This is a genomic window from Paraburkholderia sp. J76, assembly GCF_905220295.1.
Taxonomy (GTDB): Bacteria; Pseudomonadota; Gammaproteobacteria; order Burkholderiales; family Burkholderiaceae; genus Paraburkholderia.
In genome coordinates this window covers 48,290-73,208 of sequence record NZ_CAJMZJ010000002.1, presented here as the reverse complement: position 1 = coordinate 73,208, position 24,919 = coordinate 48,290, and the positions used below count along the sequence as shown (strand labels likewise).

Below are 24,919 nucleotides of genomic sequence, written 5' to 3'. Positions count from 1 at the left end.
CTCACCACTCCGGCGCGCCGGCGGCGCGGCCTTTGGCCGCCGCCTCGCGCGACTGCACGCAGAGTTCGAGCCCGTAGAGCGCGAAGAGCGCGAGCATCTGCTCGAGCGAAAGGCTCGCGGCACTCGTGGTTTCGAGCGCCGAAAGGCGCGGCTGGCCAATGCCGAGATTCGCCGCGGCCTGCGCCTGGGTCATGCCGCACGCCTTGCGGGCTGTTTGCAGAATCTCGCCAAGTGCACCGGGCGTCTGGACGATGATTTTCATGGCATATTCCTGTGAGGCATAAACCGATTATATGCCTGTGAGGAATATTTCGCCAATATCACTCACACAAATAAAACAGAAATATCGCTCACACGAATAACCATCTGGGCCGGCCGTCGCGCAGCGGGGCGTTCACGCCCGCGCGGCCTCCCGCGCCCGCACGTCGAACGCGCCGCCCGTCAAGGCCTGATCGCGCAGCGTCACCGGCTTCTTGCCCGGCAGCAGCGGGAATACCAGTTCGGCGAAGCGGATCGCCTCTTCGAGGTGAGGATAGCCGGAGAGCACGAAGCTGTCCGCGCCGGCGTCCACGTATTCCTTGAGGCGTGCTGCCACGGTCTGCGGATCGCCCACCAGCGCCGTGCCCGCGCCGCCGCGCACGAGGCCCACGCCGGCCCACAGGTTCGGGCTGATTTCGAGCTTGTCGCGGCTGCCGCCGTGCAGTTCGGCCATGCGGCGCTGGCCCACCGAATCCATGCGCGCATAGTTTTCCTGGGCGCGGCGGATATCGTCGTCGTCGAGCTTGCTGATGAGGCGCTCGGCGGCGGCCCACGCTTCGTCGCTGGTCTCGCGCACGATCACGTGCAGGCGCACGCCGAGCCTGAGCGTGCGGCCATGGCGCGCCGCCCGCGCGCGGATATCGGCGAACTTCTGCGCAACGGCCTCCGGCGGCTCGCCCCACGTGAGGTACGCATCCACATGCTTTGCCGCCAGTTCATGCGCCGCCGGCGACGAGCCGCCGAAATACAGCGGCGGATGCGGCGTCTGCACCGGCGCGTGAAAATTCTGTGCGCCCTGCACGCGCAAATGCTTGCCCTCGAAGTTCACCGTCTCACCGCGCAGCAGGTCGCGCCAGATCGTGAGGAATTCGTCGGCCGCTTCGTAGCGCTCGTCGTGCGCGAGGAATACGCCGTCCGCCGCGAGTTCGGTGGCGTCGCCGCCCGGCACCACGTTCAGCAGCAAACGGCCATTCAACGCCTGGTCGAGCGTGGCGGCCTGGCGCGCGGAAGCGGTGGGACCGCCGAGCGACGTGCGCAGCGCGACGAGCAGCTTGATGCGCTGCGTGACGGGCGCAAGGCTCGCCGCCGTCACCCAGGGGTCGAGACAACTGCTGCCCGTGGGAATGAGGAGGCCGTCATAGCCGAGTTCTTCGGCGGTCACGGCGATCTGGCGCATATAAGCGTTGGTCGGCGCGCGGCCGAAATCGGATTTGCCGAGGTAGCGGGTGTCGCCGGAGGTCGGCAAGAACCAGAAAATATCGAGGCTCATCAGGGGTCCTGCTGCGGGTAAATGAAGGCGCGGATGCAGACTGGAGGCGCGCATGCTGAGGCGCAATCGCGTGAAAATCGCGGGACTATCGCGGGACTATCGCGTGAAAATCGCCGCCCGTGCGTCGAACTCAGTCGCGCCCTCATTGAAACAGCCTGCAGCGCATTCCCCTACCAGTTAATCTGCAATTGCATATGATGTATTCGGCTAAACGCTCGCTTTCCAACCCCTTTCGCGAGGAACCCAGTCATGGACACACGAACCGTCAAGATTCCCGGCCCCGATCATCCGGTCACGGTCGAACCGGCGCGCACGCGCGTGGTGGTGAAAGCAGGCGGCCGCGTCGTCGTGGACACGCGCCGCGCGCTCACACTGCGTGAGGCGAGCTATCCGGCAGTGTTTTACGTTCCGCGCGAAGACGCCGACATGTCGCTGCTCTCGCGCACGGACCACAAGAGCTGGTGCCCATACAAGGGCGAGGCTTCGTACTACTCGATCACGCCAGGCGGCGCGCGAGCCGTGAACGCCATATGGAGCTATGAAACGCCGCACGAAGCCGTATCGGCAATCAAGGACCATCTTGCGTTCTACCCGGATCGCGTCGATTCGATCGAAACGTCCGACTGAACGCGCCGCCGCTCGATGCGTAACGTCGCGCCGCGCAACGTTACCGCCTCAAGTTTTTCCCGAACCGGCCGTTAAGCATGCGGGCTTGCTGGCAAACGAATCGGCCACCGGTCAACACGCGGCGACGTGACATCTGCATCGCTGGTGCCCGCCCGCGCCCCGAAGGCGTGCCAGGATTCGGTCATTCGCGCGGCGCAGCCCGCCGCGCTTTCGCTCCCTTACATCCAACCGACATGCAACAAGGCACCCCGGCCACCGCAGCCAGCTTTGCCAACATCGGCGTCGATCTGTCCGACTTCTTCGACGTGACGCCCACCTCCCTGTGGCTCGAAGACTATAGTCAGTTGCGCGCGCTATTCGATCGCTGGCGCGCGCAAGGCGTGACCAACCTGCGCCGTTTCCTCGAAGACGATCCGCGTCGCGTGGCCGAATGCTCGGCCTGCATCCGCGTGCTCAAGGTCAACCGCCATACGCTCGATCTTTACGGTGCGCGCGACTATGAAGAACTCGCCGCGCATCTTGCCCAGGTGCTGCGCGACGACATGTTCCAGGCGCATGTTGGCGAACTCGAGCAGATGTGGGACGGCCAGAGCACGTTCGAGAGCAAGAGCGTGAACTACACGCTGCGCGGCAGGCGCATGGACATCCTGCTGCGTGGTGTGATCCTGCCCGGCCACGAAGCCGACTGGAGCCGCGTGCTCGTAGCCATCGAAGACGTTTCGGCGCTCGAAGAAGCGCGCCATCGCGCGGCGGCGAGCGAGCAATATGCGCTCGGCGTTTTCGAGCACTCGCCGGTTTCGCTGTGGGTGGAAGACTTCTCCGCCATTCGCGGGTTGCTCAACGAAGTCCGCGAGCAGGGCATCATCGACTTTCGCACTTTCACCGACGTGCACCCCGAATTCGTCGAGCGCTGCATGAGCGAGATCCGGGTGCTCGAAGTGAATCACTACACGCTGGGCATGTTTCGCGCGCCGGACAAAGCTACGTTGCTCGCGCGCCTGCCAGAAGTGTTCCGCGACGAAATGCGCCCGCATTTTCGCGAGCAGTTGCTCGATCTATGGGAAGGCCGCCTGTTCCAGCAGCGTGAGGTGGTGAACTACGCGCTCGACGGCACGGAAGTCAACGTGCATCTGCAATTTTCCGTGTTTCCGGGCCACGAGACCCAATGGGATCTCGTGCTGCTCGCGCTCACCGACATCACGGCGCGCAAGAAAGCCGAGGCCTACCTCGAATTCCTCGGCAAGCACGACGTGCTGACGAAACTCAAGAACCGCTCGTTCTATGTGGACGAACTCAATCGCCTGCATCGCAAGGGACCATTCCCGGTGAGCGCGATCGTCGTCGACATGGACAACCTGAAGACCGTGAACGACCAGCTCGGCCACGCAGCCGGCGACGCGTTGCTGCGCCGCGCGGGCGAAGTGCTAGCGAAAGCAATCCAGAAGCCCTGGCAGGCCGCGCGCATCGGCGGAGACGAATTTGCCGTGCTGATGCCGGGCGCCGAGGCGCGCGATGCGCAAGCCGTGGCGGACAGCATCAATCAACTCGTGGAGTTGAACAACCAGTTCTACGGCGGACCGGCACTGAGTTTTTCGATGGGCGTTGCGAGTTGCGAGGAAGGCGAAAGCGTGGAAGCGATGCTGCGTGAAGCCGATGCGGCGATGTACGAGGCCAAGCGGCGCCGCAACGAACCGAGCCGTCCATCGATGACAGCCGATACAGCGCGCGACGCCTGAGCTTCCCTACGCGAGGGCGAGGCGCGGCAAATGCTTCGGAGGCCGTAACAAACGCGGGGAAGAAACGCGGGGAAGAAAAAGCGGCCGGCATGGGAGCATGCCGGCTTGCCGAGGGCCTTGCGCCCTCGCTTCATACAGTTTCATACACTCAGGCGAACGGCGTAACGCCACGCGCCCGAGCGCATGCCACCGCACTGGCATGATACCGCGCCGCGCACCGGCAAGCGAGCCGGCCGCGCGCGCATCCGCCATGGCGGCGGACTGGCATCACGACGCGTTGACGGCGTCCTTGAATGCCTTGCCGGCGGTGAACTTCACCGTCTTGGCGGCGGCAATCTGGATCTCCGCGCCCGTGGCCGGGTTGCGGCCCACGCGGGCGGCACGCTGGCCAGTCGAGAACGAGCCGAAGCCGACGAGTTGCACGGAGTCACCCGAAGTGACAGCGCGCGTGACGACGTCGAGAATCGCGTCGATGGCTGCGCCCGTGGCTGCCTTGGTCTCGCCCGTGCTAGCGGCGACTGCGTCGATGAGTTCCTGTTTGTTCATCTGCTACCTGTGTTGAGTTGAGAAAACCTGCATACCCTACCTCACGCGGGCCAAACAGGCAAATCGCGTTGCATATGGAAACGCCTCGATCGCCCGCCCGGCACGTGTTTTGCGGATCGGCCGCCCGCGCGAAAGCCGAATCAATAGCACAACACGGACTCACTGTGTAGACAAAATCACGTTAAAAATTGGTAAAAATGCACTAAAACAACGCAGCGGGCGTTTCAAGCGGCCTTTTACAGGAACGATTCGTGCAGACGCACTGATTATTTGCCTATGGATGCAGCCGTCGGCATCTTGCGGCGCGCGATCAGCGCATGGGCGCTCCACTGCAGCGCGCCACACAGCAGCAGATACACGAGCCCGACAAAGAGAAAGATTTGCGCCGGGTACACCAGCAAGCGGTTATTGAGCTGATTGGCGAGAAACGTGAATTCCGGCACGCCGACGATATAGGCGAGCGACGTATCCTTGATCAACGCCACCCACTGATTGACGAACGACGGCATCATCACCCGCACCGCTTGCGGCAGGATGACTTCGCTCAGTGCCTGCCAGCGCGTCAAGCCGAGCGAGAGCGCTGCCTGCCGCTGCCCTTCGCCGATCGACGTAATGCCCGCATAGACCGAATGCGACAGATACGCGCCACCGATCAGCGCCAGCGCGCACACGACGGTCGCGAGGCCCGGAACGTCGACGTGCAGCAGGATCGGCATCAGGAAGAAGGTCCAGAAAATCAGCATGAGCACGGGAATCGCGCGAAAGAACGCAACGCACGCGGTCAGCGCGAGTCGCACGACGCCGCGCGTCATCGCGAGCGCTACGCCCAGAGCGAGCCCGATCAACGCCGCGAGCAGCGCCGACACCACGGAGAGCGCGATCGTCAATGCAACGCCGCCCAGCGGTCCCGCCGGAAACGCGCCGAGCATCAGATAACGCAAAGCAGGTAACCACTCGAACCCGTTCACGCACGGCCTCGCTGCACACCACGTAGAGCGCCGCGTTGCAGGAGCACCAGCGCAACCTCGATGACCGCGATGGCCAGCACATAAAAGACGGTGGCGGTGGCGAACGCCTGGAATGTCCTGAAACTTTCCGTGTCGACCTGACGCGACATATACGACAGTTCGCCCACGCCGATCGCCATGGTCAGCGACGAATTCTTTATTACGTTCATATATTGGCCGGCGAGCGGCGGCGTCGCGATGCGCAACGCCTGAGGAAGGATCACATAGCGCAGCGTCGCGTAGCGGCCCATGCCAAGCGCCGCGGCCGCCTGCCACTGTGCATGGTTCACGCCGCGCATACCGGCCAGAAACTCTTCGCCGATGAACGCCGTGGTATAGCAGGTCAGTCCGACCCAGCCCGCGAACAGTTCGAAACTCGGCCAGCGCAGCGTGAGCGGCCCGATGGTTGCCAGGTGCGGCGTGTTAAGCCACGCCATCCAGTCGGACGGCAACACGGCCGCGGCGCCGAAGTACCAGAACAGCAGTTGAACGAGCAGCGGAGAATTGCGGAACACGAACACATAAAGCGACGCCCCACGTGCAATCGCGCGGGTACGAGCGGTGCGCGCAACCGCCAGCAGAAAACCCAGCGGCGTCGCGCACGACGCCGCACAGGCGGAAAGCATCAACGTAACGAAGAAACCCTGTTCGAGCCACGCGAGATACTTCGGTTCAAGCCAGTTATGCATGAATCAGCCGCGGCGCTCAACCGTTCTTTTGCGGATCGCCGATCTTGAACAGACGGGGCAGCGGCGCCGCACTCTTCGGGCCAAACCACTTGTCGTAAATCTGCGCGGCTTCGCCGTCGGTTTCCAGATGCGTCAGTGTGTTGTTCACCACGTCGAGCAAACGTGACTCGCCTTTGGGCACGCCAACGCCTTCGTAATCGTTCGAGATCGTAAACGGAGAAATTTCGTAATTCGCCTTGTCCGGCGCGCGCGCAAGCAGCGCGACGAGTTTCGGACCGTCCTGCGTAATGGCCTGCACATTTCCCGTGCGCAGCGCCGCGAAAGCGAAAGGCGTGTCGTCGTAAGCGACGATGGTTGCGCTCGGGAACCTGGCGCGCACCTGCTGCTCGTTGGTCGTGCCTTTATCTGCGCCGATACGCAATCCATTGAGTTGTTCCGAAGACTTTAATACGCCCTTCTTCGCAATGAACTGAGTGCCGGACGCGAAGTACGGCGTGCTGAAATCCACTTCCTTCCTGCGATCGTCGGTAATCGTGAAGTTGGCGAATACCAGATCGACTTTGCCGGATTTCAAAAACGCGATGCGATTGGCCGGGTTGGTGGGCTGAATTTCGAGCTTCACACCGAGGCTTTTGGCCACGGCGCGCGCATAGTCCACGTCGAGTCCAACGATCTGATTGTCTTTCGGGTCGACGAAGCCGAACGGCGGGTTGCTGTCGAATGCCGCGACGCGCAGCACACCCGCCCGTTTGATGTCGTCCAGACGATCCGCATGCGCGGAGGTCGATGTCACCACCAGAAGTGCCGTCAACAGTGCGCCCGGCACCGCGCCCCAGATGCTGCTTTTCATTATCGCGTTTCCTTCTTTTTGTTGGCCTTGCGTTGTCGCTGGACAGTCGCTGCGGCGAAGTACGCAGCCTAACGGCGTGAGGCATACGAAGGAACCAAGCATTTCTCAGATCGAAAGCGTGGCGGGCGATATGAGCCGGCTGTAAAGCTGACGCATGCCTCTTTGCGCGCGTGGTTCGCGTCGCAACTCTTGCCAGGCGAACCCCATTAATTCGGTAATCCCGACAATCGCACCTGACCGCGACGCGCATTTCTTTCGCGCGAATATTTGAATGCGAATACGTTTTCAGCTTCTTACAACTTCGCGGGGCGATCAACCTTGACCTGGGTACATCGGCTGCCTAGCATCAACGTGGATTTGTCTGATCAGGGAGGACTTTCATGTCTTACCGCCGCTGGACGTCTCCTGCGGAGACAGCAGAATGGATAATCCTCGTCGGCGCGGCTTTCGCAGTATTGGGCGGCTGGATACCCTGGATGGGCCACGCGCCTTATTACCTCGTTGCCGGTATCGCACTGATCGGCGCCGGCATCCTCATGCTCTGGAATCGCTCTGCGGGACTGTGGTGGTATTTCGCCATGTTCGCCGCCGCCCTCATCTGGTCGATTTTCAAGGGCGGTCTGGATGGCTGGAATCTTCTGCCGCGACTCTTCGTTCTCGCGCTGATCGGGATCGGGATAAGCCTCGTCATCATTACCGGCAATTCGCGCGTGGGCAGGAAAGTGCGCGCGGCGGCAATCGTCACGGCCGTGATTTACCTCGTCGCGATCGCCAGCATGCTCTGGTCTGCCATCTACTGAGCGCGTATGAGCGGGCGCTCGATACGGTAACGGGCGCCATAAAGCGTAAGTAATACAACATAAACCGTTAAATTTCTGACGAAATCACCCGAGCAACATGTTTGCGCGGAATTCGTCCGGAAAAAGCTGCAACATCGAAAAATCTCCTGTACAATCCGGCCTCCTTGATTCCCCGATAGCTCAGTCGGTAGAGCGCCGGACTGTTAATCCGTAGGTCCCTGGTTCGAGCCCAGGTCGGGGAGCCAGGTCATGCGGGAGTAGCTCAGTTGGTAGAGCGCAACCTTGCCAAGGTTGAGGTCGCGAGTTCGAGACTCGTCTCCCGCTCCAGCGCGCACGCGGGCCAATCCGCGCGCAAACAAGGCTTCAGGTCAGTGCATCTTGTCCTTGTTTTTCGGTAGCAAAAACCGCAAGCCCACCCTTCTCCCCTCCAGCGACGCCCACAGCGAGACCCACGACCGAGTGCGATCGCCGCGATAACCGTTGCCTGCGCAACGACATCGATTACCCACGCCGCGTCTGGAATAGCGCGAATCGGTCAGGTGTTTTGATGGCCTGGCACGTTGCCGGCGCCGAGGTTGGTTCACGACTCGCGCATTGCGCTCACGCGCATCGAACGTGTCTCCATCCAACCAACCTGGCCTCGACGATGAATTCCCTCAATTCACCACACGTTCCCTTTGCGCCTCAGCGCCCTTTGGCGGGTAGCGACCACCGCACGCTCACATTAGCCGCGCTTGGCGGCGCGCTCGAGTTCTACGATTTCGTCATCTACGTATTTTTCGCCGCCACGATTGGCCAATTGTTCTTTCCGCCCACGATTCCCGACTGGCTGCGGCAGATGCAGACGTTCGGCATTTTCGCGGCGGGCTACCTCGCCCGCCCGCTCGGCGGCGTGATCCTCGCGCATTTTGGCGATCTGGTCGGCCGCAAACGCATGTTCACGCTGAGCGTGATGCTGATGGCGCTGCCCACGCTCCTCATGGGCCTGCTGCCGACCTTCGACGCCATCGGCATTGCCGCGCCCGTCCTGCTGCTGGCGTGCCGCGTGCTGCAAGGCGCCGCCGTGGGCGGCGAAGTGCCGGGCGCATGGGTCTTCGTTTCCGAGCACGTGCCGCCGCGCTATATCGGCTACGCGTGCGGCCTGCTCACCGGCGGCCTCACGTTCGGCATCCTGCTCGGCTCGCTGATCGCTTCTGGCGTAAATCACCATTATTCGCATGCGGAAATCGCCGCTTACGCATGGCGTATTCCTTTTGTGATCGGCGGCCTGTTCGGCATTCTCTCGGCCTTTTTGCGCCGCTGGCTCAACGAAACGCCGGTATTCGTCGAGATGAAGGCGCGCCGCACGCTCGCGACAGAAGTGCCGCTCAAGACCGTGCTGCGCGAGCACGGTGGCGCTGTGATCGTCTCGATGTTGCTCACGTGGACGCTCACCGCGGCGATCGTCGTCGTGATCCTGATGACGCCCACGCTCGTGGCGAAGCGCTTTCATATCGACCCCGCCACCGCATTGCAGGCGAATTCCGCGGCGACGTTCTGCCTGACTATCGGCTGCGTGATTGCGGGATCGCTTGCGGGCCGCATCGGCACACGGCGCACGATCTTCGTGGGATGCCTGTTGCTAGGCGCGTCCTATTTCGCCATGCTCCGGCACCTTGCCGCCGATCCGGGCGCACTGCTGCCGCTCTATGCCGTAGCGGGCTTTTTTGTCGGCGCGGTGGCCGCCATTCCGGTGGCAATGGTCAATGCGTTTCCGGCCGCCGTGCGCTTTACCGGCATTTCGTTTTCGTATAACGTGGCCTACGCGGTATTTGGCGGCCTGACGCCCGTGTTCGTATCGCTGATGCTGAAATGGAACCCGTCCGCCGCCGAACTCTATGTGGCCGCGCTTTGCATTGTCGGCGCGCTGACGAGTCTTGCACTGCCCCGCGCATCCACCGCCACGGCAAAATAACTTCCCACTCCGAAATTATTCGGAATGGATAACAACTCACGTGCGCGGCCCGCACGCTCCCCACGTGTACCGCGCAGCGTTCTCACCCGCACCTGAAACTTCCAAAAGCTCGCGCATTGTTGCTCGCGTTGTAAATATTCGCAGCCGCTATACAAGCGTATGATTCCGCCGGGCGAATTCAGTGATTACTATCAGCGCTGTCGACCCGCGTTGAAGTTATGTCATTGCGCCGTTGTTGTTCAGGAGATCATGCGTGTCCGCCGCTCATCATGTCTGTGTGGTCGACGACGATCAGTCAGTTCGGCTTGCACTAGCCAGCTTGCTTCGTTCGCTCGGCTACGAAGTCGAAACCTTCGAATCGGGGAATGACATCCTGCGATGGCTTGTGAATCATCGCACCGCGTGTGTCGTTTCCGATCTCCAGATGCCGGGCATGTCGGGCCTTCAGATGTTCGAGGGCATGATCGGCATGGGCGTCGATGCGCCGTTCGTGCTGATCACAGCGTATCCGACGGCCGAAGTTCAGGCGCGCGCAATGTCGATCGGCGTGCGCGCGTTTCTCACTAAACCGGTCAGCGCGCAAGCGCTGGCGATGCACGTCGAACGCGCGGTCAATCGCGCCGCCTGACGCTCAGCGCGGCGTTTCCCCAGGCGCCTCGAACGCCGCGGCAAGCGAAAAAACGAAACGCGCGCCATGGGGCATGTTGGGCGCGAACTCCAGCGTGCCGCCGTGCCGCTCGACAATCGACCGGCAAATAGACAGGCCCAGCCCCATCCCTGTCGCTTTCGTCGTCACAAACGGCTCGAACAGCGAACCCTCGACGCAGGCTTGCAACCCATGCCCGGAGTCGGCCACCGTGATTTCGGTCCGGCAGCCGTCCACATGACGGCTGGAAAGTTCGAGCACCCGCGCGCGCGAATCGACACTGGCCATCGCCTCCACCGCATTGACGATGAGATTGAGCGCCACCTGCTGAATCTGCACGCGATCGCCCTTGACGAAAAAGTCCGTCGCGATGGCGTTAAGGACTTCTACATGATTATTCTCGACCTCCGAGCCCGCGAGCAGTAGCACTTCGGCAACGGCGCTCTTCAAGTCGAATACGGTGAGCGTGGGCGGCGCGTTCTTTGCCAACTCGCGTATGCCGTGAATGATGGTCGACGCGCGCAGGCTCTCGCCCGCCACGAGCGCAAGCATCTTGCGCGCCTCATCGAGCGCGGGCGGATCCCGTTCGAGCCAGTGGACGCCCGCCGAGGCCGACGAGTGAATCGCGCTCACGGGCTGGCTGATTTCATGCGCAATGGATGCAACCAGTTGGCCCATGGTCGTGAGGCGCGTCACGCGCGCAAGCTCCACCATCGCGTTGCGCAGCGCTTCTTCCGTGTGCGCGATCCGCTGATTCTGCTCGACGAGATCCTGATAGAGACGCGCGTTCTCGAGCGCGATAGCAGCCTGTGCGCCGAGCACGGAAAGCACCGCGATCTTGTCTTCGGTAAATGCGCTTTCGCTTAGCCTGTTCTCCAGAAAGATCACGCCGACCAGACCGCCCTGCTTGAGCAGCGGCAGGCAGAGCACCGATTTCGCCTGAGTCCTGCGCACATAGTCGTCGCGCGTATAGCCGCCTTCTGTCGCCGCGCTGCCAAGCGCAAGCGGCTGCCCCGTGCGGATTACGGTGCGCACCAGCGTAAGCGGCAGGTCCTCGCTGGAAATCCCGCGCCGCACCACTTTCACTTCGGCGAGTTCGGCGCGCGTTTCGGCCTCGGCGTGAATCTGCAAGCCGCACTCGTGGTTCAGCGCGAGCACGCAACGCTGGGCACCTGCGTGTTCTAGCGTCACGAGCGCGAGCGTTTCGATCAGACGGCTCAGCACGATTTCGCTGGATAACGCGCTGGAGGCCTTGATGATCGCGGCAATATCGAGTTGCTGCGAGGGATAGTCGAAAGCCGGCATCGGCGCGCTGGCCGCGGCCTCTATTTTGACGCCGCGCTCCGTCATCGCGCGAACCTTGGCATTCGCGCCCCACCATGCATAGGCATGCGAAGCATCGCGCAAATAGGCGTCGGCAATCGCGCCGTGGCCTTGCTGGCGGTGAAACCCCGCCGCGAGTTCGCACGCGAGCGCCTCGACGTGCAGAATCCGCCGTTCGTGAGCGTGACGAATGGCCTTGTTATAGAGGTGCTCCGCATCGCGCGCACGGCCGTCGAGCCGCGCGATTTCGGCGTCGACGAGCGCGGCCCGGCCCATGAGATTCGCGGGACCGACATGCGCCCACGCGGCCAGCGCCGCGCAATGCGCATCGAGCGCTTCGCGATGCGCGGCCCGTTCGTGCGGCGTAACGGCCGTTTCGCACAGCTTCGCTCGCACGAGCGCACCAAAGAAGCGATATTCGATTAATTCGAGGAACATTCTCGACGCGCCAATCGATCGCCTCGCCGCCACCTCCGCCTCCAGCGCCGCATCGAAATCGCCGGAAATAAAGCTCGCCTGGAGCATGCATGTCCAGTACGCAAAGCCGACGCTCGTGTTGTTCGCCCGAACCGCGTCAATGTCCCGCTGGTATTCCTCGTCGCCGGTCTGATCGGACGTTTCGCGCCGCCGGGCATCGCCCAGTTGTTCGACGAGCTGGATCTGCGCGCGGAACACGCCCGAATAGAGAAAGAACCGCGATAATCTTGCGACGTTCAGCCCGTTTTTTGCCTCCGCCATCACTTCGTCCAGCGGCCGGCCAGCAAGAAGCAGCACGCTCACGACATTGCGCGCGCCAGACACGTCGAATACCAGATCGCCGTCCTCCTTCGCCACCTTCTTCGCTTGCTCGATATAGGGCATGGCGTCCTGGGCCGGCCGGCTCCATGGAATCACGAGACTGCCAAAGCGCATGTAAATGCGCGCCTTGTAGCGCGAGCGCTTGCAACGATCGACCACGTCGACGGCCAGTTGCGCGAATTCGTAGCCCGTCCTGTAGTCGCCGTAACGTTCCGCAAACACGAGATTCAGACACACGAAACCATAGGCCGCGGAATCGGAAAGACCATGACGCAAGCTCAGCAACGTCAGGTTCAGCAGAATCACGTCGAGCAGATTGGCGTTGAAAAAAAGCGCGGGCGGAATGAGATCGGCTAGCACGTCGAGCGCACAGCGCCACACGGGATCCTCAACCCACGCGTTGCCGGCCAGCTCCGCAACCGATCTTTCGCCCAGCTCGTTGCGCAACTGGCGGTAAAGGCGATCGACTTCGGAGTCCGAAGGACGCTCCTCGATATTCACGCCGAGCCGCACCAGAAAATCCAGCCCTGTTGTCAGCGCCTGAATCTGCCGGTTCTGCGCGGTTTGCAGGCTCGCCGTCAAGCGCGTCAATTCCGCACGCAACGCCATGCTCACCGGCTTGCGCCCGAGCGCCGCGAGCCGCGCTTCGGCGGGCGCGAGCGTGCCGATCAGACATTCGACGTCGGCCCGGTGAAATTCCGTCCACTGCGCGGTGTCTTCGTCGGTGCTTTCGTCGATCAGCGCCGCAGCCGTTTCGAAATAGACGAGCGCCGACGTGTACGCGGTCGCAACCTTCGCTCGTTCCCCCGCGAGCAGATTGAGGTAGGCAAAGCGCTTGCGTTCCTCGGGTGAGACGATTCGCGAAGCGCCACGGTTGATCTGATTTGCCACGACGAACAGTTCGTCGCCCGGCTCGTCCTCGCGCAAACGCATGGCAAGCCGGCGCCCGATATCGAGGTGCAGGGCCGCCTGTTCGCTTTCGCTCATCGACGCGTACGCGGCCTCGCGAATGCGGTCGTGCGTGAATCGCAGCATGTCCGCATCGCGGTCGATGAGCGAAGCGTTGAACGCCTCGCGCAAACTCGCCTCCAGCGCCTGTTTCGTGAGGCTCGCCGCCGCGGCCAGATCCGCGATCTTCGTGGCGCCGCCCAGACTGGCGAAGACCTGCAAAGCGTAGCGCGCGGCGTCGGACAGACGCGCGAAGCGCAGCAGCATGAGGTCCGCCACGTTGTCCGAATAGAGCTTGGCGCGAATGCGATCCACGTCCCGCAGGCGCAATGCGCCCTTTTCCTCGAATTCAATGAGCCCTTCGCTCGCGAGTTCGGCGGCAAGCTGGATCGTGAAAAACGGATTGCCTCCCGTTTTTTCCCGAATGATGTCGATAACGGGCAGCGACACGTCGAGCTTGCAGCCCAGCGTATCGCCAACCAGGCGCGCCATGTCGTCGCGTTCGAGCGGCTCGACCGCAATCACCTGATGGCGGTCTTTCGCATCGTCGATCATTCGGGCGAGCGCGTGCCCCGGGATCATTTCGTTGCTGCGAAACGCGGCGATCAGCATGAGATGCGAGAGTTCGTCGTCACGCGTCAGATAGTCGAGCACCGTGAGCGTGCCTTCGTCGACCCACTGCATGTCGTCAAAAAACAGCACGAGCGGGCGCTCGGGCTGCAACACGCCTTTGAGCAGATCGGAAATGGTGCGTAAATAAAGCGCTCTATCCACGTTGAATTGCGCTTCGTCGCCGCTCGACAGGTCGCCCAGTATCAGTTTTAGGTCGGGAAGGAGTCCATAGAGAATTTCCGCGCGGGCGCCCATGCGCGCCATGAGACGATTGCGCGTCGCGGTAAAACTCGCGTCCTCCTGCCCGAGAATCGGGCGAATGAGCCGTTCCAGCGCGCGGGCCAGTGCGCCATAGGGTTGAGTCGAATCGAGTTGTTCGCACACGCCCCGTGCGTACGAGATCGATGTCGCGCCGATTGCGCTTGCCCATTGATCGACCAGCGCGGACTTGCCGCTGCCCGAATAACCGGCGACGAAGACCAGTTCGACCGCGCCGCTCGTGCTCACGCGGCGCAAGGTTGCGTTGAGCGCGTCCATCTGGCCGCGCCGGCCATAGAGCGCGCCGGCGTGCCGGCTGATCGCGACGCTCGCATGGAGGTCCAGCGGAAACACAGCGGGAGCGTTGCGCTCCGAACCCGCGCGCAGGCAGCGCATCAGGTCGGCCTGCAGGCCCGCCGCCGATTGATAGCGGTCGTTGGGATTCTTCGCGAGCAGTTTCATGACGACCGCTTCGACCTGGCGCGGCAATCCGAGCGCATACGCGGAAGGACGCATAGGCTGCTTGGCGAGTTGAGCGTGCGCGAGCGCCATTCTGTCTACGCCCGTGAACGGCAGCACGCCGGTCAGCATTTCGTAGAACAGGCAGCCGAGCGAATAGAGATCGGCGCGACAGTCCAGCATCCGCTCCATGCGCCCGCAAAGCTCCGGCGCCATGTATTCGATCGACCCGCTGCTCGCGCGATGCAGATTTGCTTCGCGATCCGAACGATTGATCATCATCGCGTGACCAAAGCCCAGCAGGCACGCCGATTCTTCGGCGTGGTCGAGCAGGATATGGTCGGGATTCAGGTCGCAATGGATCAGCCCGCTTTCGTGCAGCGATTCCACGGCGGCGGCAATCGCAATGGCAGCGCGCAGAAAGCGCTCGAGCTTTTGCGGCGAACGCCAGCACTCGCGCAGCAGCGCGCCGCCGGGGTCGCGCAACGCGAGCGCGAAAAAGCCGTTTTCCCGCAACAGCGCGTGCGGCCGTGCCGCCCACGGCGCGGCGAGATGCGCGCGCAACGCATAGGCATGCTCAAGTTGGGCGCGCCGCTCGTGCTCTTTCGGGCCGTCATCCGTCACCACGAACAGGGCGCGCGCGCCTTCCTTGTTCACGCCGCGATAGAGCGCCGGCGGCCCCGCTACGAGTTGCGTGACATCGTAATCGGCCAACTGATCGAGAATGGGCGCGGAATGACTCATGCGGCCAGCCCGTTCGCATGCGCCGCGACAGCGCTTTCTACGCGGCTTCCCGCTGCGCAAAGTTCGAAGCAGAACGTCGCGCCTGCGTCCTGATTGTTGACCGCCCAGATCGACCCGCGATGCTCCTCGATGATCGAGCGGCAAATGGAAAGGCCAAGTCCCATGCCGTCCGACTTCGTCGTGAAGAACGGCTCGAAGAGGCGGTCGACAATATCGGCCGCGATGCCCGTGCCCGAATCGCAGACACACACGCGCACGGACTCCGCGCCGACGAGTTCGGCAGATATCTTCAGCACCCGCGTGCTGCCCGCGCACTTCAGGATCGAATGCATGCCATTGAAGATCAGGTTCATGATCACCTGCTGAATCTGGATCTTGTCGGCGGCCACTTTCGGCAAACCGTCTTCTGCCACGACACGCAGGCGAATCGCGTTCTTTTCCATTTCCTGTCGAACGAGCGCCACCACTTCGGTAACGGTTTGCGTCAAATCGATGGCGGCGCGATTCGGGCGTTCTTTTCTCGCGAGCGCGCGCAGGCGGTTGATCACCTCGCTCGCGCGGTCCGCATCGCTCACGATGCGCGCGAGATTGTTGCGCGCCTCGGCAACCGAGGGCGCCGCGCGGTCCAGCCAGCGCATACCGGCCTCGCCATGCGTGATGATCGCCATGAGCGGCTGCTTGAGGTCGTGCGCGAGCGACGCCGTCAATTCGCCCAGCGTCGAAACCCGCGTGACGTGCGTGAGTTCCGCTTGCGCACGCAACAGCGCGTTTTGCGCCTGGTGAATCTCGGTCATATCGGCAAGGGCGCCGACATATTCCGCGGCCCGGCTAGTGGATTCGATCGGCCTCGCAACCATGCGCAGGTATTTCACCGCGCCCGTTTTCACGCGCACGCGATACTCGGCCTCGATGATCGAAGCGCCTTCCTCCGCCTCGCGCAACGCGCGCCTCACCTGATCGACATCGTCGGGATGAATGCGCTCCAGCATGAGATCCATGTGCGGCCGCGCGGGTTCGTCCATTTCGAGGATGCGGTAGGTTTGCGCCGAGCACGTCATGTCGCGCGACTCGACATTCCAGCCAATACTGCCGATATTGCTGAGCCGCTGCGCTTCGGAGAGATACATCTCGCCGCGCCGCAAGGCGTCTTCGAAAGCGCGCCGGTCCGTGACGTCGATCGTCGAGCCGATATATTCGCGCGCGCCGCTCTCGTCGCTCGACCAGGGACGGAAGATCACCTGCAGGCGGCGCACACTGCCGTCGCGCTGCACTGTCGAGAATTCGTGGCTATGCATGCCGTCTTCGCAAATTGCATTGACGAAGACTTCCTTGAAACGCAGGCGGTCCTCTTCCACTACTCGCTCGAGGCACATTTCGATGGTCGGCCGCTCGCATGTAAATTCCACACCCCACAGCTCGTAATTCTCACGCGACCACAGCAATTGCCCCGAGTTCGTATTCCAGATCCAGGTGCCCGTCTTGCTGATGCGCTGGCCCTCTTCGAGAAATGCCTCGCTGCGCCTGAGCCGCGCTTCGGTCTGGCGGCGCTCGACGTTTTCGCGCTTGAGCGCGGAATAGAGTCGCGCGTTCTCGATGGAAATGGCGGCCTGAGCGGCCAGCATATTCATGAGGTTGATGCGCGCGACGTCGAACACATAGGGCGTGACGCCGTTCTCCATATAAAGCACGCCAACGAGCCCCGTATGCCGCAACAAGGGCAGGCAGAGCAACGAGCGACAGCGGCCCGTGCCGAGATAGCGGTCGTCGCGGAAGTCGTTCGGCTCCGCACCGTCGTCGATAACAACCGTCTCGTGCACCCGCATGACGTGCCGAATAACGGTAAGGGGTACCAGGGACTCGCACAGGCCCAGATCGCTTGCTTCGACGATAATGCCGTTTTCCCTGGAACCGGCCTGGGCAACTATACGAAAGCTCTCACCCGACCAGAGAATGAGCAGCGCACGCTGCGCGCCGCTGTGGCGCACGGCAATTTGCATGAACGCCTGCACGAGCCTGTCGAGATCGATCTCGCTGGAAACCGCCTGCGACAACTGAACCATCGCGGCGACATCGACCGTGCCCTGAGGCGCCGCATGAACTGAACCGCGCGCGGCGGGCGCGGAGTCACGCAGATGGTGAAACGCCTGCTCCAGACTGCGCACCTTGGCGTCGGCGCCCCAGCGCGCGTAAGCGTCCCGCGCCGAGCGCAGGCACGCACGGGACACCGAGGTCAACCCGCGTTGCAGGTAAAAGTGTGCCGAGCATTCACGCGCCATGGCTTCGTAATGCGGCTGCCCATTCTCGCGCGCCAGTTCGATGGCATGCTCGTATTCCTGTTCCGCCTGGACGTAGTCGCCCACGAGCCGCGCATATTCGGCCGCGACGAGCGCGCAGCGGCTGCCGAAGTTCTCGGGTGCGCTTTGCGCCCACGACTTGAGCCGCTCGACGGCGTCGATGAGTTCGCGCTCCATCAATTCGTGCGCGGCCTCCTGTCCCGCTTCCTGCCTCACCTCGTCGATCCCGCGCACGAGCGCGAGTGAGCGCAGGAAGTAATACGTCACCTCGATCGGCATGGCCATTACCGCGCCCAGCAGCGGTTCGATCTCTCTCGCGCGCGCAATCGTGGCGGCGAAGCGGCCATGCAGAAAATCCAGCTTCATTTCCATGATTGCCGCGTACGCGATACCGCAGCCAAACTGACTCTCGCGCACGAACGCGACTCGTGCTTCATGCGTGGACGCCATACCGAGGTCCGCCGCATCGACGCCCTGCAAACGCAGCAGGAACATCAATTCGAGTTCGATCGTGACGCTGATGGTCTTGTTGCGCAATTCGTTCGCAAAGCGCAGATTCTCGCGGCAGAGGTTGATGACTTCGTTGAGGTGTTCGCCACGCTCATAGGCCTGCCAGATGCTCTCGAACGCGATATAGCCGGCGTAAATGAAGTCGCCTGCTTCCACGCACTGGCTCATCGCGCGGCCCAGCACGGGAATCGCCGCACGAAATGGCCGCCGCCAGATCAGGATGTGGTCGCCGTGCAGATGCAGCAGCGTGCCGGTCAAACGCGGTTCGCCATAACGCTCGTTCACGGCGAGCGCAAGCTCTGAAAAGTGCAGTGCGAGATCGAAGTCGCGCGTGGTTCCCACCAGCAGCAGCGCGTAGATCGCATAGACATACCCTGCCAGCCGCGTGTTGCCGTGCGTGAGACACAATTCGGCAGCCTTGAGCACGAGAATCGGAAACAGCTTCTGCACGCCGATATACGCACTCGGAATCGCATCGATGATAAGACCGATCACGGCCTCGTGCATGGGATCGTCGAGGCAGCCGCGCGTGAGGAGCGCGGGCACCTGCTGCGGCGGGCACAATTCGCGCAACGCCGCGAGCTTTCGTGCGATCAGCACGTCGTCGATGCCTTCGCCCTGCACTTCCACGTTTAGCAGCGAAAGCGCCTTGAGCGTCGTTTCGACCGCGAGCCGGTAGTCGCCCGACGCCTGATGAATGCGGATTTCCATGCGCAATGCGGCGGCGCGTTTGAGCAAACCGCCCGCGCGATTGCACGCGTTGCGCGCCGTTTCGAGCGCATGGCGGAAATCGCCCGTGAGGTACGCGCACTCCGCCATGTCGAGCAGCAGCCGGTATACGTCGATGCGCGCCTCGCTCACGCCGTACTGCACGATGAGCTTTTCCGCCTGGGTGAAATACTCGCGCGCGGAACTCCACGCAGCCGCGGACCTGGCCGCGTTGCCCGCGAGCACGTCGAGTTCGGCGAGGCGCGTGCGATCCGCCTGTGAAAGAATACGCTGCGAGCGGTTCAAATGACCGACCACCTCGAACACTTCGGCCGTGCTCGGCGCCGTTGGCATGGCGACGAGCAGGTTGGTCCCGATCTGCGCGTGCGCGAGTTCACGCGCGGTTTCGCCGAGCATCGCATAGGCGGCCTCTTGTACACGATCGTGCGCGAAGCGGTAGGCCTCGCCCTTGCGCGACACCAGGCCCGCCGTCTCCGCTTCACGCATTGTCGCCAGCACGCGGCGGCTGTCGGTGCCCAGCACGCGAGCCAGCGCGCCCACGCGCGCCGTGCCGCCCACACACGCGAAAACCGCCAGGACGTGCTTCGTTTCGTCGCTCAGGCGCGTGAGACGCAGCGTGAGCAGATCGACCACATTGTCGGTGTAGCCCTTGTCGCGAATCTTGTCGATGTCCCACGTCCAGCCCACGCTGTACGAGTCCGGCACGACGAGGCGGTCCTGGATCAGCTCGCGCAGAAATTCGATCGTGAAGAACGGATTGCCGCCCGTCCTCTTGAAGATCGCCGAAGCGAGCGGCGCGACGGCTTCGGGCGGCTCGACCAGCGCCTCGGCGATGAGCGTCACGACATCCGCGAGCGTAAGCGGCAAAAGACCGATTTTTTCAGTCACCTTCCGGCCGAACAGAATGCCGTTGAGCCGTTCGCTTGCCACGCGCGAGCGGCCCAGATCGATGCTGCGGTGCGCAAGCACGAGCAACAGGTTTTTCAGTTCGGCGTCCGAAGCAAGTCCGTCGATGATTTCCAGCGTGCCCGAATCGAGCCATTGCACGTCGTCCAGAAAGAGCACGAGCGGGCGTTGCTTGTCCGAAAACAGCGTGAGAAAGCGCTTGACGACCAGCAGGAAACGGTTGGTCGCCTCCTGCGGCGGCAGCGTTTCGATTGCGGGCTGCGGCCCCACGATGGCGCCTATCTCCGGCGCCAGGTTGACGATCAGTTGGCCGCCTCTGCCCACGGCGTCCTCGAAACGCGCTTTCCATAGCGCGATTTCCGGGCCCGTCTTTCTCAGGAGCGGACGCACGAGCCCGCGCAGCACCTGAACAAAAGCCGCGTAAGGCACATTGTCGTTGTACTGATCGAATTTGCCGAGCGTGAAATGAACGCCGGCCGACCCGATATTGCGCTTGAACTCCTCGATAAAAAACGTCTTGCCTACGCCAGGCTCGCCCTCGACGATCACCGCCATGGCGTCGCCCGTCTGGCGCACCCGTTCCAGCGCGCCGTGCAACTGCTCGAGTTCGCGCTGCCGCCCATACGTGCGCACGGGAAACACCGGCTGCGATTGACGGTCGCTCCGGCCAAGCAACGCGGGCGAGACTTCTGCGCCGTGGGTCAATTCGTCGAGACAAAGCTGCAGGTCGGCCTCGACGCCCGCAGCGCTCTGATAGCGGTCGTCCGCCGCTTTCGCCAGCAGCTTGTTGATGACGAATTCGATCTCGGGACGCATTTCGGCAACGAGATTGCCGAGCGGCCGCGGCGTGCTCACGAGATGCGAATAAACCCATTCCTCGCGCTCGCGCGCCTCGTACGGCATTTGCCCGGAGAGCAATTGATAGAGCAGCACGCCGAGCGAATACAGGTCGCTGCGCGGATCGTGACGCTGGCCCGACGCGCTGGTGCGCTCGGGCGCAAGATACGGTAGCTGGTTCAGGGGCACGAGGCCGATTTCGCCGCCCGCGTAGTTTCCACCATAGCTTCCCTCGATGCCGCAAGCGCTACCGAAGCCCGTGATCCACACACGCTGTTCCCAATCCACGATCAGGTTGGCGGGGCTCAGGTTGTGATGAACGAGCCCATGCGCATGCATGCCCTTGAGCGCAGCGGCGAGCGACACCGCGAGCGAAAGAAAGCGCCGCAGCGAACGGCCATGCGTAATATCGCTGCTGAGCGGCACCCCTTCGCAATTGTGCAGCGTGAGGAGAAACTGGCCGCCCGAGCGAAACAATTCGCGCGGACGAACGCCCCATTGGGCGTCGATCAACTCGCGCAGGCCGTATTCCTTTTCGAACGAAGCGAGGAGTTCACGCGACGCGCGCGCCTCGATCGGCGCTTTCACGATGAGCGGCCGGTCGCTCGCGTCGGTGCTCACGCGGTACATCACCAGATCGTCTTCGCGATGGAGCCGTTGCGCGCTGGTGATGCGCCCGTGAATTTCCGCGGCGCCTGTGGCCTCCCAACCCGGGATATCAGCAATCGTTTGCCGACCCGCACTAACTCCCATACGTTTCCCCATCCATGTCGTGCCGGCGCGCCATTAACTGCGCGCGTGCCCCGCTGCGCCGATGACCTCCATCTTCCTCACGAGATCGGCGACTGACTGCGCTTCGAGTTTGCGCATGGCGGAACTGCGGTGAATCTTGATCGTGATTTCGCTGAGCTTCAGTTCGCCCGCAATCTGCTTGTTCAGAAAGCCCTCCACTACATACGACACGACTTCCCGCTCGCGCGCGGTCAACTGCTCGTAGCGCGCGCGCAGCGCCGCTTCCGAGCGGGCGCGTTCGCGCCAGGCCGCATGGCGCGCGATGGCAGTCGTCACGGCGTCGATCACGCGTTGGTCGCGAACGGGCTTGGTGAGAAAGTCGATCGCGCCCGCCTTCATGGCCCGCACCGACATTTCGATGTCGCCGTGCGCGGTCATGAAGATAATGGGCATGTCCACTTCGTAACGGTGCGCGCTCTGCTGAAACGTCAGGCCGCTCTCGCCGCGCAGGCGCACGTCGAGCAGCAAACAGCCCGGCACGTCCTCTTTCTGCGCGAGCAGGAATTCGTCGATGCGCGTGAACGTGCGGGTCGCGAAACCGGAGGAGCGCAAGAGGCTGGAAAGCGCCGCGCAAACCGACTCGTCGTCGTCGATCACGTAGACCACCGCACCTTCCACCCCTGGCGCCATACAAACTGCGTTTTTCTCCATTACCGTTCCCCTGCAGGCATGCACGTTAGTCGCCCTCGATCTGCAGCGTCCGGATTTTTCTCACCAGGTCCGCCGTCGTGCGCGCGGCGAGTTTCTTCATCGCTCTCGCGCGGTAAATCTTCACGGTCATCTCACTGAGTTCCAGCTTGCTCGCGGCCGCCTTGTTCATATAACCCGCCGCAACGAGCATGGCGATGTCGCGCTCTCGCGGCGTCAAGGTCGAGAATTGCTCCCTGAGCATGCTCGACTGACTCAGCTTCATCAAACGCGCCGCGTCGCGCTGCAATGCCTCGGTCACGGACTCGATCATGTCCTGCTCGCGAAACGGCTTCGTCAGAAAGTTGACGGCGCCCCCTTTCATCGCGCGAACCGACATTTCGATGTCGCCATATCCGCTCATGAAAATAATCGGCATGACGATTTCGTTTTCCGCCGCCCATTCCTGAAACTCGAGACCGCTCTCGCCTTTCAATCGCACGTCGAGAATCAGGCAACTCGGCACATCGGCCTGCACGCGCTCGCAAAATAGCGCCGTGGACGGAAAGGTCTCGACGTGAAACCCGACCGATTCGAGCAGGCTTTTGAGCCCTTCCCTCAGCTTTTCGTCGTCGTCGACGACAAAAACTTTCGATACGGCAGGTTCCGCGCCGGGCCGGTTCGCGCTGTTCGCATTGTTCGTATGGCTCGCGCGCTTCGGCGCGTCGAACGGCGACGACGATTCATTCGCGCTGCTGCTCATCGGCCGCGGTCCTGATTCGCTACGATCATGAGCGCCTTTGCCTCGGTAGCCGTGGAAAAATAGCGATGCGGCAGCGCCGCTTCGAAATAGAAACTGTCGCCCGCGCCTAGAGAGAACTTCTTTACGCTTCCGTCAATCACAATTTCGAAATCGAGTTCGCCCTCCAGCACGTACACGAATTCTTCGCCCGAATGCTCGAAGAAATTATCGTGCTGGGCGTGCGCCGAAAAACTGAATAGCAACGGCTCCATGCTTTTGCGCCCCATCGGGTGCGCAAGTTCCGCGTATTCGATGCCGCCCGTCGCGTCGCTTTTGGCCAGCGGCTTGCGCTGGCCGTGACGCACGACGGAAATGCGAGGGTCCGCGGCATGTTCGTCCAGAGGCGCGCGCTCCGCGAAGAAATAGCCCAGTTCCACGCCAAGGCAGCGTCCGAGACGCGCAAGCGAAGCGAATGGGGGCGCCTTTACATCGCTTTCCATGCTCAATAGCTGCGCCTCGGTGAATCCGGACAGCGCCGCCAGCGTCTTCAGATCGATGCGACGCGAAAGCCGCAACGCCTTTAGCCGCGCGCAGATCTTCGCCTCCTCCAGCGCGATCGCATAATCCGACCAGTTTTGACCGCCGCTTTCAACGCGGGACTGTTCGCCATGCGGCGCACCATGGCTCGCATCCACGGACCCGAATTCGCCACGTTCGCTCTCGATCTGGTACATGCCGAACTCCACCGGTTGCTGATTTCAGGCGTCAATCCAAACGGAATACCGCGCGCGAAGCACGCGATTGCGCAAATTATTTGTAAGCGTTGTGCGCCAGGCGAGGGATCGTGCGGTGGGTGAACCCTCATATCCCCCTGGCATCTTACCTATGGATCACGGCAAACCCTATCTATACCTCCGTATGATTTCGGCGGCCTAAGGTCTCCTGTAAGCTTAGGCCGCGTACACGCGAAGAATCACAGCTATCCTGCCTTCCAGCACGCCACGGGAGATGTTCATTGTGTACGCCACAAGTAATCTGGGTGGTTGACGACGACCCTTCGGTCCGCTCTGGCCTCTCCAGCTTGCTACGCTCGCTCGATTACGATGTCGTCACATTCGAATCCGGCATGGATCTGCTGGCCGCCGTGGGCGCCAGGCACCCGCGCTGCATCATTTCGGATGTCCAGATGCCCGGCATGACCGGCGTCGACATGTTTTTGCGCCTGATTGGCGCCGGGATTCGCATACCCACGATTTTCGTCACGGCCTACCCCATGCCCGAACTCCAGAGCCTGGCGCTGGACAATGGCGCGAGCGCATTCCTCATCAAACCGGTCAGGGCCAAGGACCTCGCCGCTGCCGTCGCCGCAGCAGCAGCCGCTAGCTGAAGTTGACATTGGCGCAGTTGACATTGGCGCAGTTGACATTGGTATAGGTCGAGTCACCTAAGGTCTGATAGAGCCAGGACGGCCCGCGTTCTATGCTTCCTGACGGGCAAGACCCGCATTGACAACTCCTCCTTCATACTCAACGTCGACAGGTGACTCCATGACGCTCCGCTCCAAGGCGCTTACCGCCGCGCTCGCCCTGATGCTCTCTTCCGCCGCCCTCGCCCAAACCACGACGACCGACGACGCGCCGGCGCTCACCAAACAGCAGATCCGCGCGCAAATGCACGCCGACCGCGCCGCCAACCACGCGTTGGCGAAGAAGGTTCGCGACGCGCTCTACAAAGACCACGAACTGAACGATACGGACATCGCCGTATTCGCCAATACGCGCACGGGCAAGGTCATCCTGGCGGGCACGATTCTCGACGAATCGCAGGACCAGGTCGCTCAGGACGTTGCATCGAGAGTGCCGGGCGTGCAGCAGGTGGCGACCAAGCTGACGCTTTACGCAGCGCCCTGATGCTCGCGGTTTCACCGTAAGCGGCGTGCGCCGGCGGTGTCCGGCGC

Annotated in this window: 18 protein-coding genes and 2 tRNA genes; 9 read left to right on the top strand and 11 right to left on the bottom strand. The window is 62.5% G+C overall.

All coding sequences use genetic code 11. The annotated features are described in order from the left end of the window. Window position 1 precedes the first annotated feature (1 nt). Both U5768_RS03805 and ssuD read right to left on the bottom strand, forming a co-directional pair. Window positions 2-262 carry a helix-turn-helix transcriptional regulator gene (locus U5768_RS03805; RefSeq protein ID WP_322029060.1) on the bottom strand — a complete coding sequence of 87 codons (261 nt, stop codon included), beginning with the start codon at window positions 260-262 and terminating at the stop codon, window positions 2-4. A gap of 132 nt (window positions 263-394) precedes the next feature. Next, a complete protein-coding gene (gene ssuD, locus U5768_RS03800; protein ID WP_322029059.1) occupies window positions 395-1,528 on the bottom strand; it encodes an FMNH2-dependent alkanesulfonate monooxygenase in 1,134 nt (377 codons plus the stop codon). Between the two features lie 249 nt (window positions 1,529-1,777). Between ssuD and U5768_RS03795 the strand changes: the two genes are divergently transcribed. Together U5768_RS03795 and U5768_RS03790 are read left to right on the top strand one after the other, a co-directional pair. Beyond that, entirely contained in the window at window positions 1,778-2,155 is a 378-nt protein-coding gene (locus U5768_RS03795; protein WP_322029058.1) for a DUF427 domain-containing protein, read from the top strand. Between the two features lie 233 nt (window positions 2,156-2,388). After that, window positions 2,389-3,891, top strand: a complete 1,503-nt coding sequence (locus tag U5768_RS03790) for a GGDEF domain-containing protein (protein ID WP_322029057.1) — start codon at window positions 2,389-2,391, stop codon at window positions 3,889-3,891. Window positions 3,892-4,158: 267 nt separating this feature from the next. On the opposite strand, the gene U5768_RS03785 is transcribed toward U5768_RS03790, so the two are convergent. The 4 genes from U5768_RS03785 to U5768_RS03770 form a co-directional block, all read right to left on the bottom strand. After that, on the bottom strand, window positions 4,159-4,437 hold the full coding sequence (locus U5768_RS03785) for an HU family DNA-binding protein (protein WP_028207645.1): 279 nt from the start codon (window positions 4,435-4,437) through the stop codon (window positions 4,159-4,161). 266 nt (window positions 4,438-4,703) lie between these two features. Further along, window positions 4,704-5,405 carry an amino acid ABC transporter permease gene (locus U5768_RS03780; RefSeq protein WP_322029056.1) on the bottom strand — a complete coding sequence of 234 codons (702 nt, stop codon included), beginning with the start codon at window positions 5,403-5,405 and terminating at the stop codon, window positions 4,704-4,706. Further along, window positions 5,402-6,133, bottom strand: a complete 732-nt coding sequence (locus U5768_RS03775) for an amino acid ABC transporter permease (protein WP_322029055.1) — start codon at window positions 6,131-6,133, stop codon at window positions 5,402-5,404. Before U5768_RS03775 ends, U5768_RS03780 begins: the two co-directional genes overlap by 4 nt. 16 nt (window positions 6,134-6,149) lie before the next feature. Then, a complete protein-coding gene (locus tag U5768_RS03770; protein ID WP_322029054.1) occupies window positions 6,150-6,983 on the bottom strand; it encodes an ABC transporter substrate-binding protein in 834 nt (277 codons plus the stop codon). Window positions 6,984-7,363: 380 nt separating this feature from the next. On the opposite strand from U5768_RS03770, the gene U5768_RS03765 reads away from it, so the two are divergent. From U5768_RS03765 to U5768_RS03745, 5 genes are all read left to right on the top strand, one after another. Next, entirely contained in the window at window positions 7,364-7,783 is a 420-nt protein-coding gene (locus U5768_RS03765; RefSeq protein ID WP_322029053.1) for a hypothetical protein, read from the top strand. A gap of 169 nt (window positions 7,784-7,952) precedes the next feature. After that, window positions 7,953-8,028, top strand: a tRNA-Asn gene (locus tag U5768_RS03760). A 6-nt stretch (window positions 8,029-8,034) separates the two neighbouring features. Continuing rightward, a tRNA-Gly gene (locus U5768_RS03755) sits at window positions 8,035-8,110 on the top strand. Window positions 8,111-8,429: 319 nt separating this feature from the next. After that, entirely contained in the window at window positions 8,430-9,737 is a 1,308-nt protein-coding gene (locus U5768_RS03750; protein WP_322029052.1) for an MFS transporter, read from the top strand. 253 nt (window positions 9,738-9,990) lie between these two features. Further along, a complete protein-coding gene (locus U5768_RS03745) occupies window positions 9,991-10,365 on the top strand; it encodes a response regulator (RefSeq protein WP_322029051.1) in 375 nt (124 codons plus the stop codon). Between the two features lie 3 nt (window positions 10,366-10,368). On the opposite strand, the gene U5768_RS03740 is transcribed toward U5768_RS03745, so the two are convergent. Genes U5768_RS03740 through U5768_RS03720 form a run of 5 tightly spaced genes read right to left on the bottom strand, consistent with a single transcriptional unit; the run spans window position 10,369 to window position 23,696 of the window. Continuing rightward, window positions 10,369-15,525, bottom strand: a complete 5,157-nt coding sequence (locus U5768_RS03740) for an AAA family ATPase (RefSeq protein WP_322029050.1) — start codon at window positions 15,523-15,525, stop codon at window positions 10,369-10,371. Beyond that, on the bottom strand, window positions 15,522-21,554 hold the full coding sequence (locus U5768_RS03735; RefSeq protein WP_322029049.1) for an AAA family ATPase: 6,033 nt from the start codon (window positions 21,552-21,554) through the stop codon (window positions 15,522-15,524). Before U5768_RS03735 ends, U5768_RS03740 begins: the two co-directional genes overlap by 4 nt. A gap of 33 nt (window positions 21,555-21,587) precedes the next feature. Beyond that, window positions 21,588-22,244 (bottom strand): response regulator transcription factor, encoded by a 657-nt coding sequence (locus U5768_RS03730; RefSeq protein WP_322029048.1) that lies wholly within the window; start codon window positions 22,242-22,244, stop codon window positions 21,588-21,590. 25 nt (window positions 22,245-22,269) lie between these two features. After that, the gene (locus U5768_RS03725) at window positions 22,270-22,983 is read right to left on the bottom strand and encodes a response regulator transcription factor (protein WP_322029047.1); all 714 of its coding nucleotides are present in this window, start codon (window positions 22,981-22,983) and stop codon (window positions 22,270-22,272) included. Further along, window positions 22,980-23,696 (bottom strand): XRE family transcriptional regulator, encoded by a 717-nt coding sequence (locus U5768_RS03720; protein WP_322029046.1) that lies wholly within the window; start codon window positions 23,694-23,696, stop codon window positions 22,980-22,982. Before U5768_RS03720 ends, U5768_RS03725 begins: the two co-directional genes overlap by 4 nt. A 305-nt stretch (window positions 23,697-24,001) precedes the next feature. Here U5768_RS03720 and U5768_RS03715 point away from each other — a divergent pair, with 305 nt between their 5' ends. Next, on the top strand, window positions 24,002-24,349 hold the full coding sequence (locus U5768_RS03715) for a response regulator (RefSeq protein WP_322029045.1): 348 nt from the start codon (window positions 24,002-24,004) through the stop codon (window positions 24,347-24,349). Window positions 24,350-24,509: 160 nt separating this feature from the next. Then, the gene (locus tag U5768_RS03710) at window positions 24,510-24,872 is read left to right on the top strand and encodes a BON domain-containing protein (protein ID WP_322029044.1); all 363 of its coding nucleotides are present in this window, start codon (window positions 24,510-24,512) and stop codon (window positions 24,870-24,872) included. The last annotated feature ends 47 nt before the right edge of the window (window positions 24,873-24,919 follow it).

Coding starts and splice junctions, on each gene's coding strand:
- U5768_RS03740 (WP_322029050.1), bottom strand. CDS start 15,525: ATGAGTCATTCCGCGCCCATTCTCGATCAGTTGGCCGATTACGATGTC.
- U5768_RS03725 (WP_322029047.1), bottom strand. CDS start 22,983: ATGAGCAGCAGCGCGAATGAATCGTCGTCGCCGTTCGACGCGCCGAAG.
- U5768_RS03770 (WP_322029054.1), bottom strand. CDS start 6,983: ATGAAAAGCAGCATCTGGGGCGCGGTGCCGGGCGCACTGTTGACGGCA.
- ssuD (WP_322029059.1), bottom strand. CDS start 1,528: ATGAGCCTCGATATTTTCTGGTTCTTGCCGACCTCCGGCGACACCCGC.
- U5768_RS03735 (WP_322029049.1), bottom strand. CDS start 21,554: ATGGGAGTTAGTGCGGGTCGGCAAACGATTGCTGATATCCCGGGTTGG.
- U5768_RS03720 (WP_322029046.1), bottom strand. CDS start 23,696: ATGTACCAGATCGAGAGCGAACGTGGCGAATTCGGGTCCGTGGATGCG.
- U5768_RS03765 (WP_322029053.1), top strand. CDS start 7,364: ATGTCTTACCGCCGCTGGACGTCTCCTGCGGAGACAGCAGAATGGATA.
- U5768_RS03730 (WP_322029048.1), bottom strand. CDS start 22,244: ATGGAGAAAAACGCAGTTTGTATGGCGCCAGGGGTGGAAGGTGCGGTG.
- U5768_RS03790 (WP_322029057.1), top strand. CDS start 2,389: ATGCAACAAGGCACCCCGGCCACCGCAGCCAGCTTTGCCAACATCGGC.
- U5768_RS03750 (WP_322029052.1), top strand. CDS start 8,430: ATGAATTCCCTCAATTCACCACACGTTCCCTTTGCGCCTCAGCGCCCT.
- U5768_RS03795 (WP_322029058.1), top strand. CDS start 1,778: ATGGACACACGAACCGTCAAGATTCCCGGCCCCGATCATCCGGTCACG.
- U5768_RS03805 (WP_322029060.1), bottom strand. CDS start 262: ATGAAAATCATCGTCCAGACGCCCGGTGCACTTGGCGAGATTCTGCAA.
- U5768_RS03775 (WP_322029055.1), bottom strand. CDS start 6,133: ATGCATAACTGGCTTGAACCGAAGTATCTCGCGTGGCTCGAACAGGGT.
- U5768_RS03710 (WP_322029044.1), top strand. CDS start 24,510: ATGACGCTCCGCTCCAAGGCGCTTACCGCCGCGCTCGCCCTGATGCTC.
- U5768_RS03785 (WP_028207645.1), bottom strand. CDS start 4,437: ATGAACAAACAGGAACTCATCGACGCAGTCGCCGCTAGCACGGGCGAG.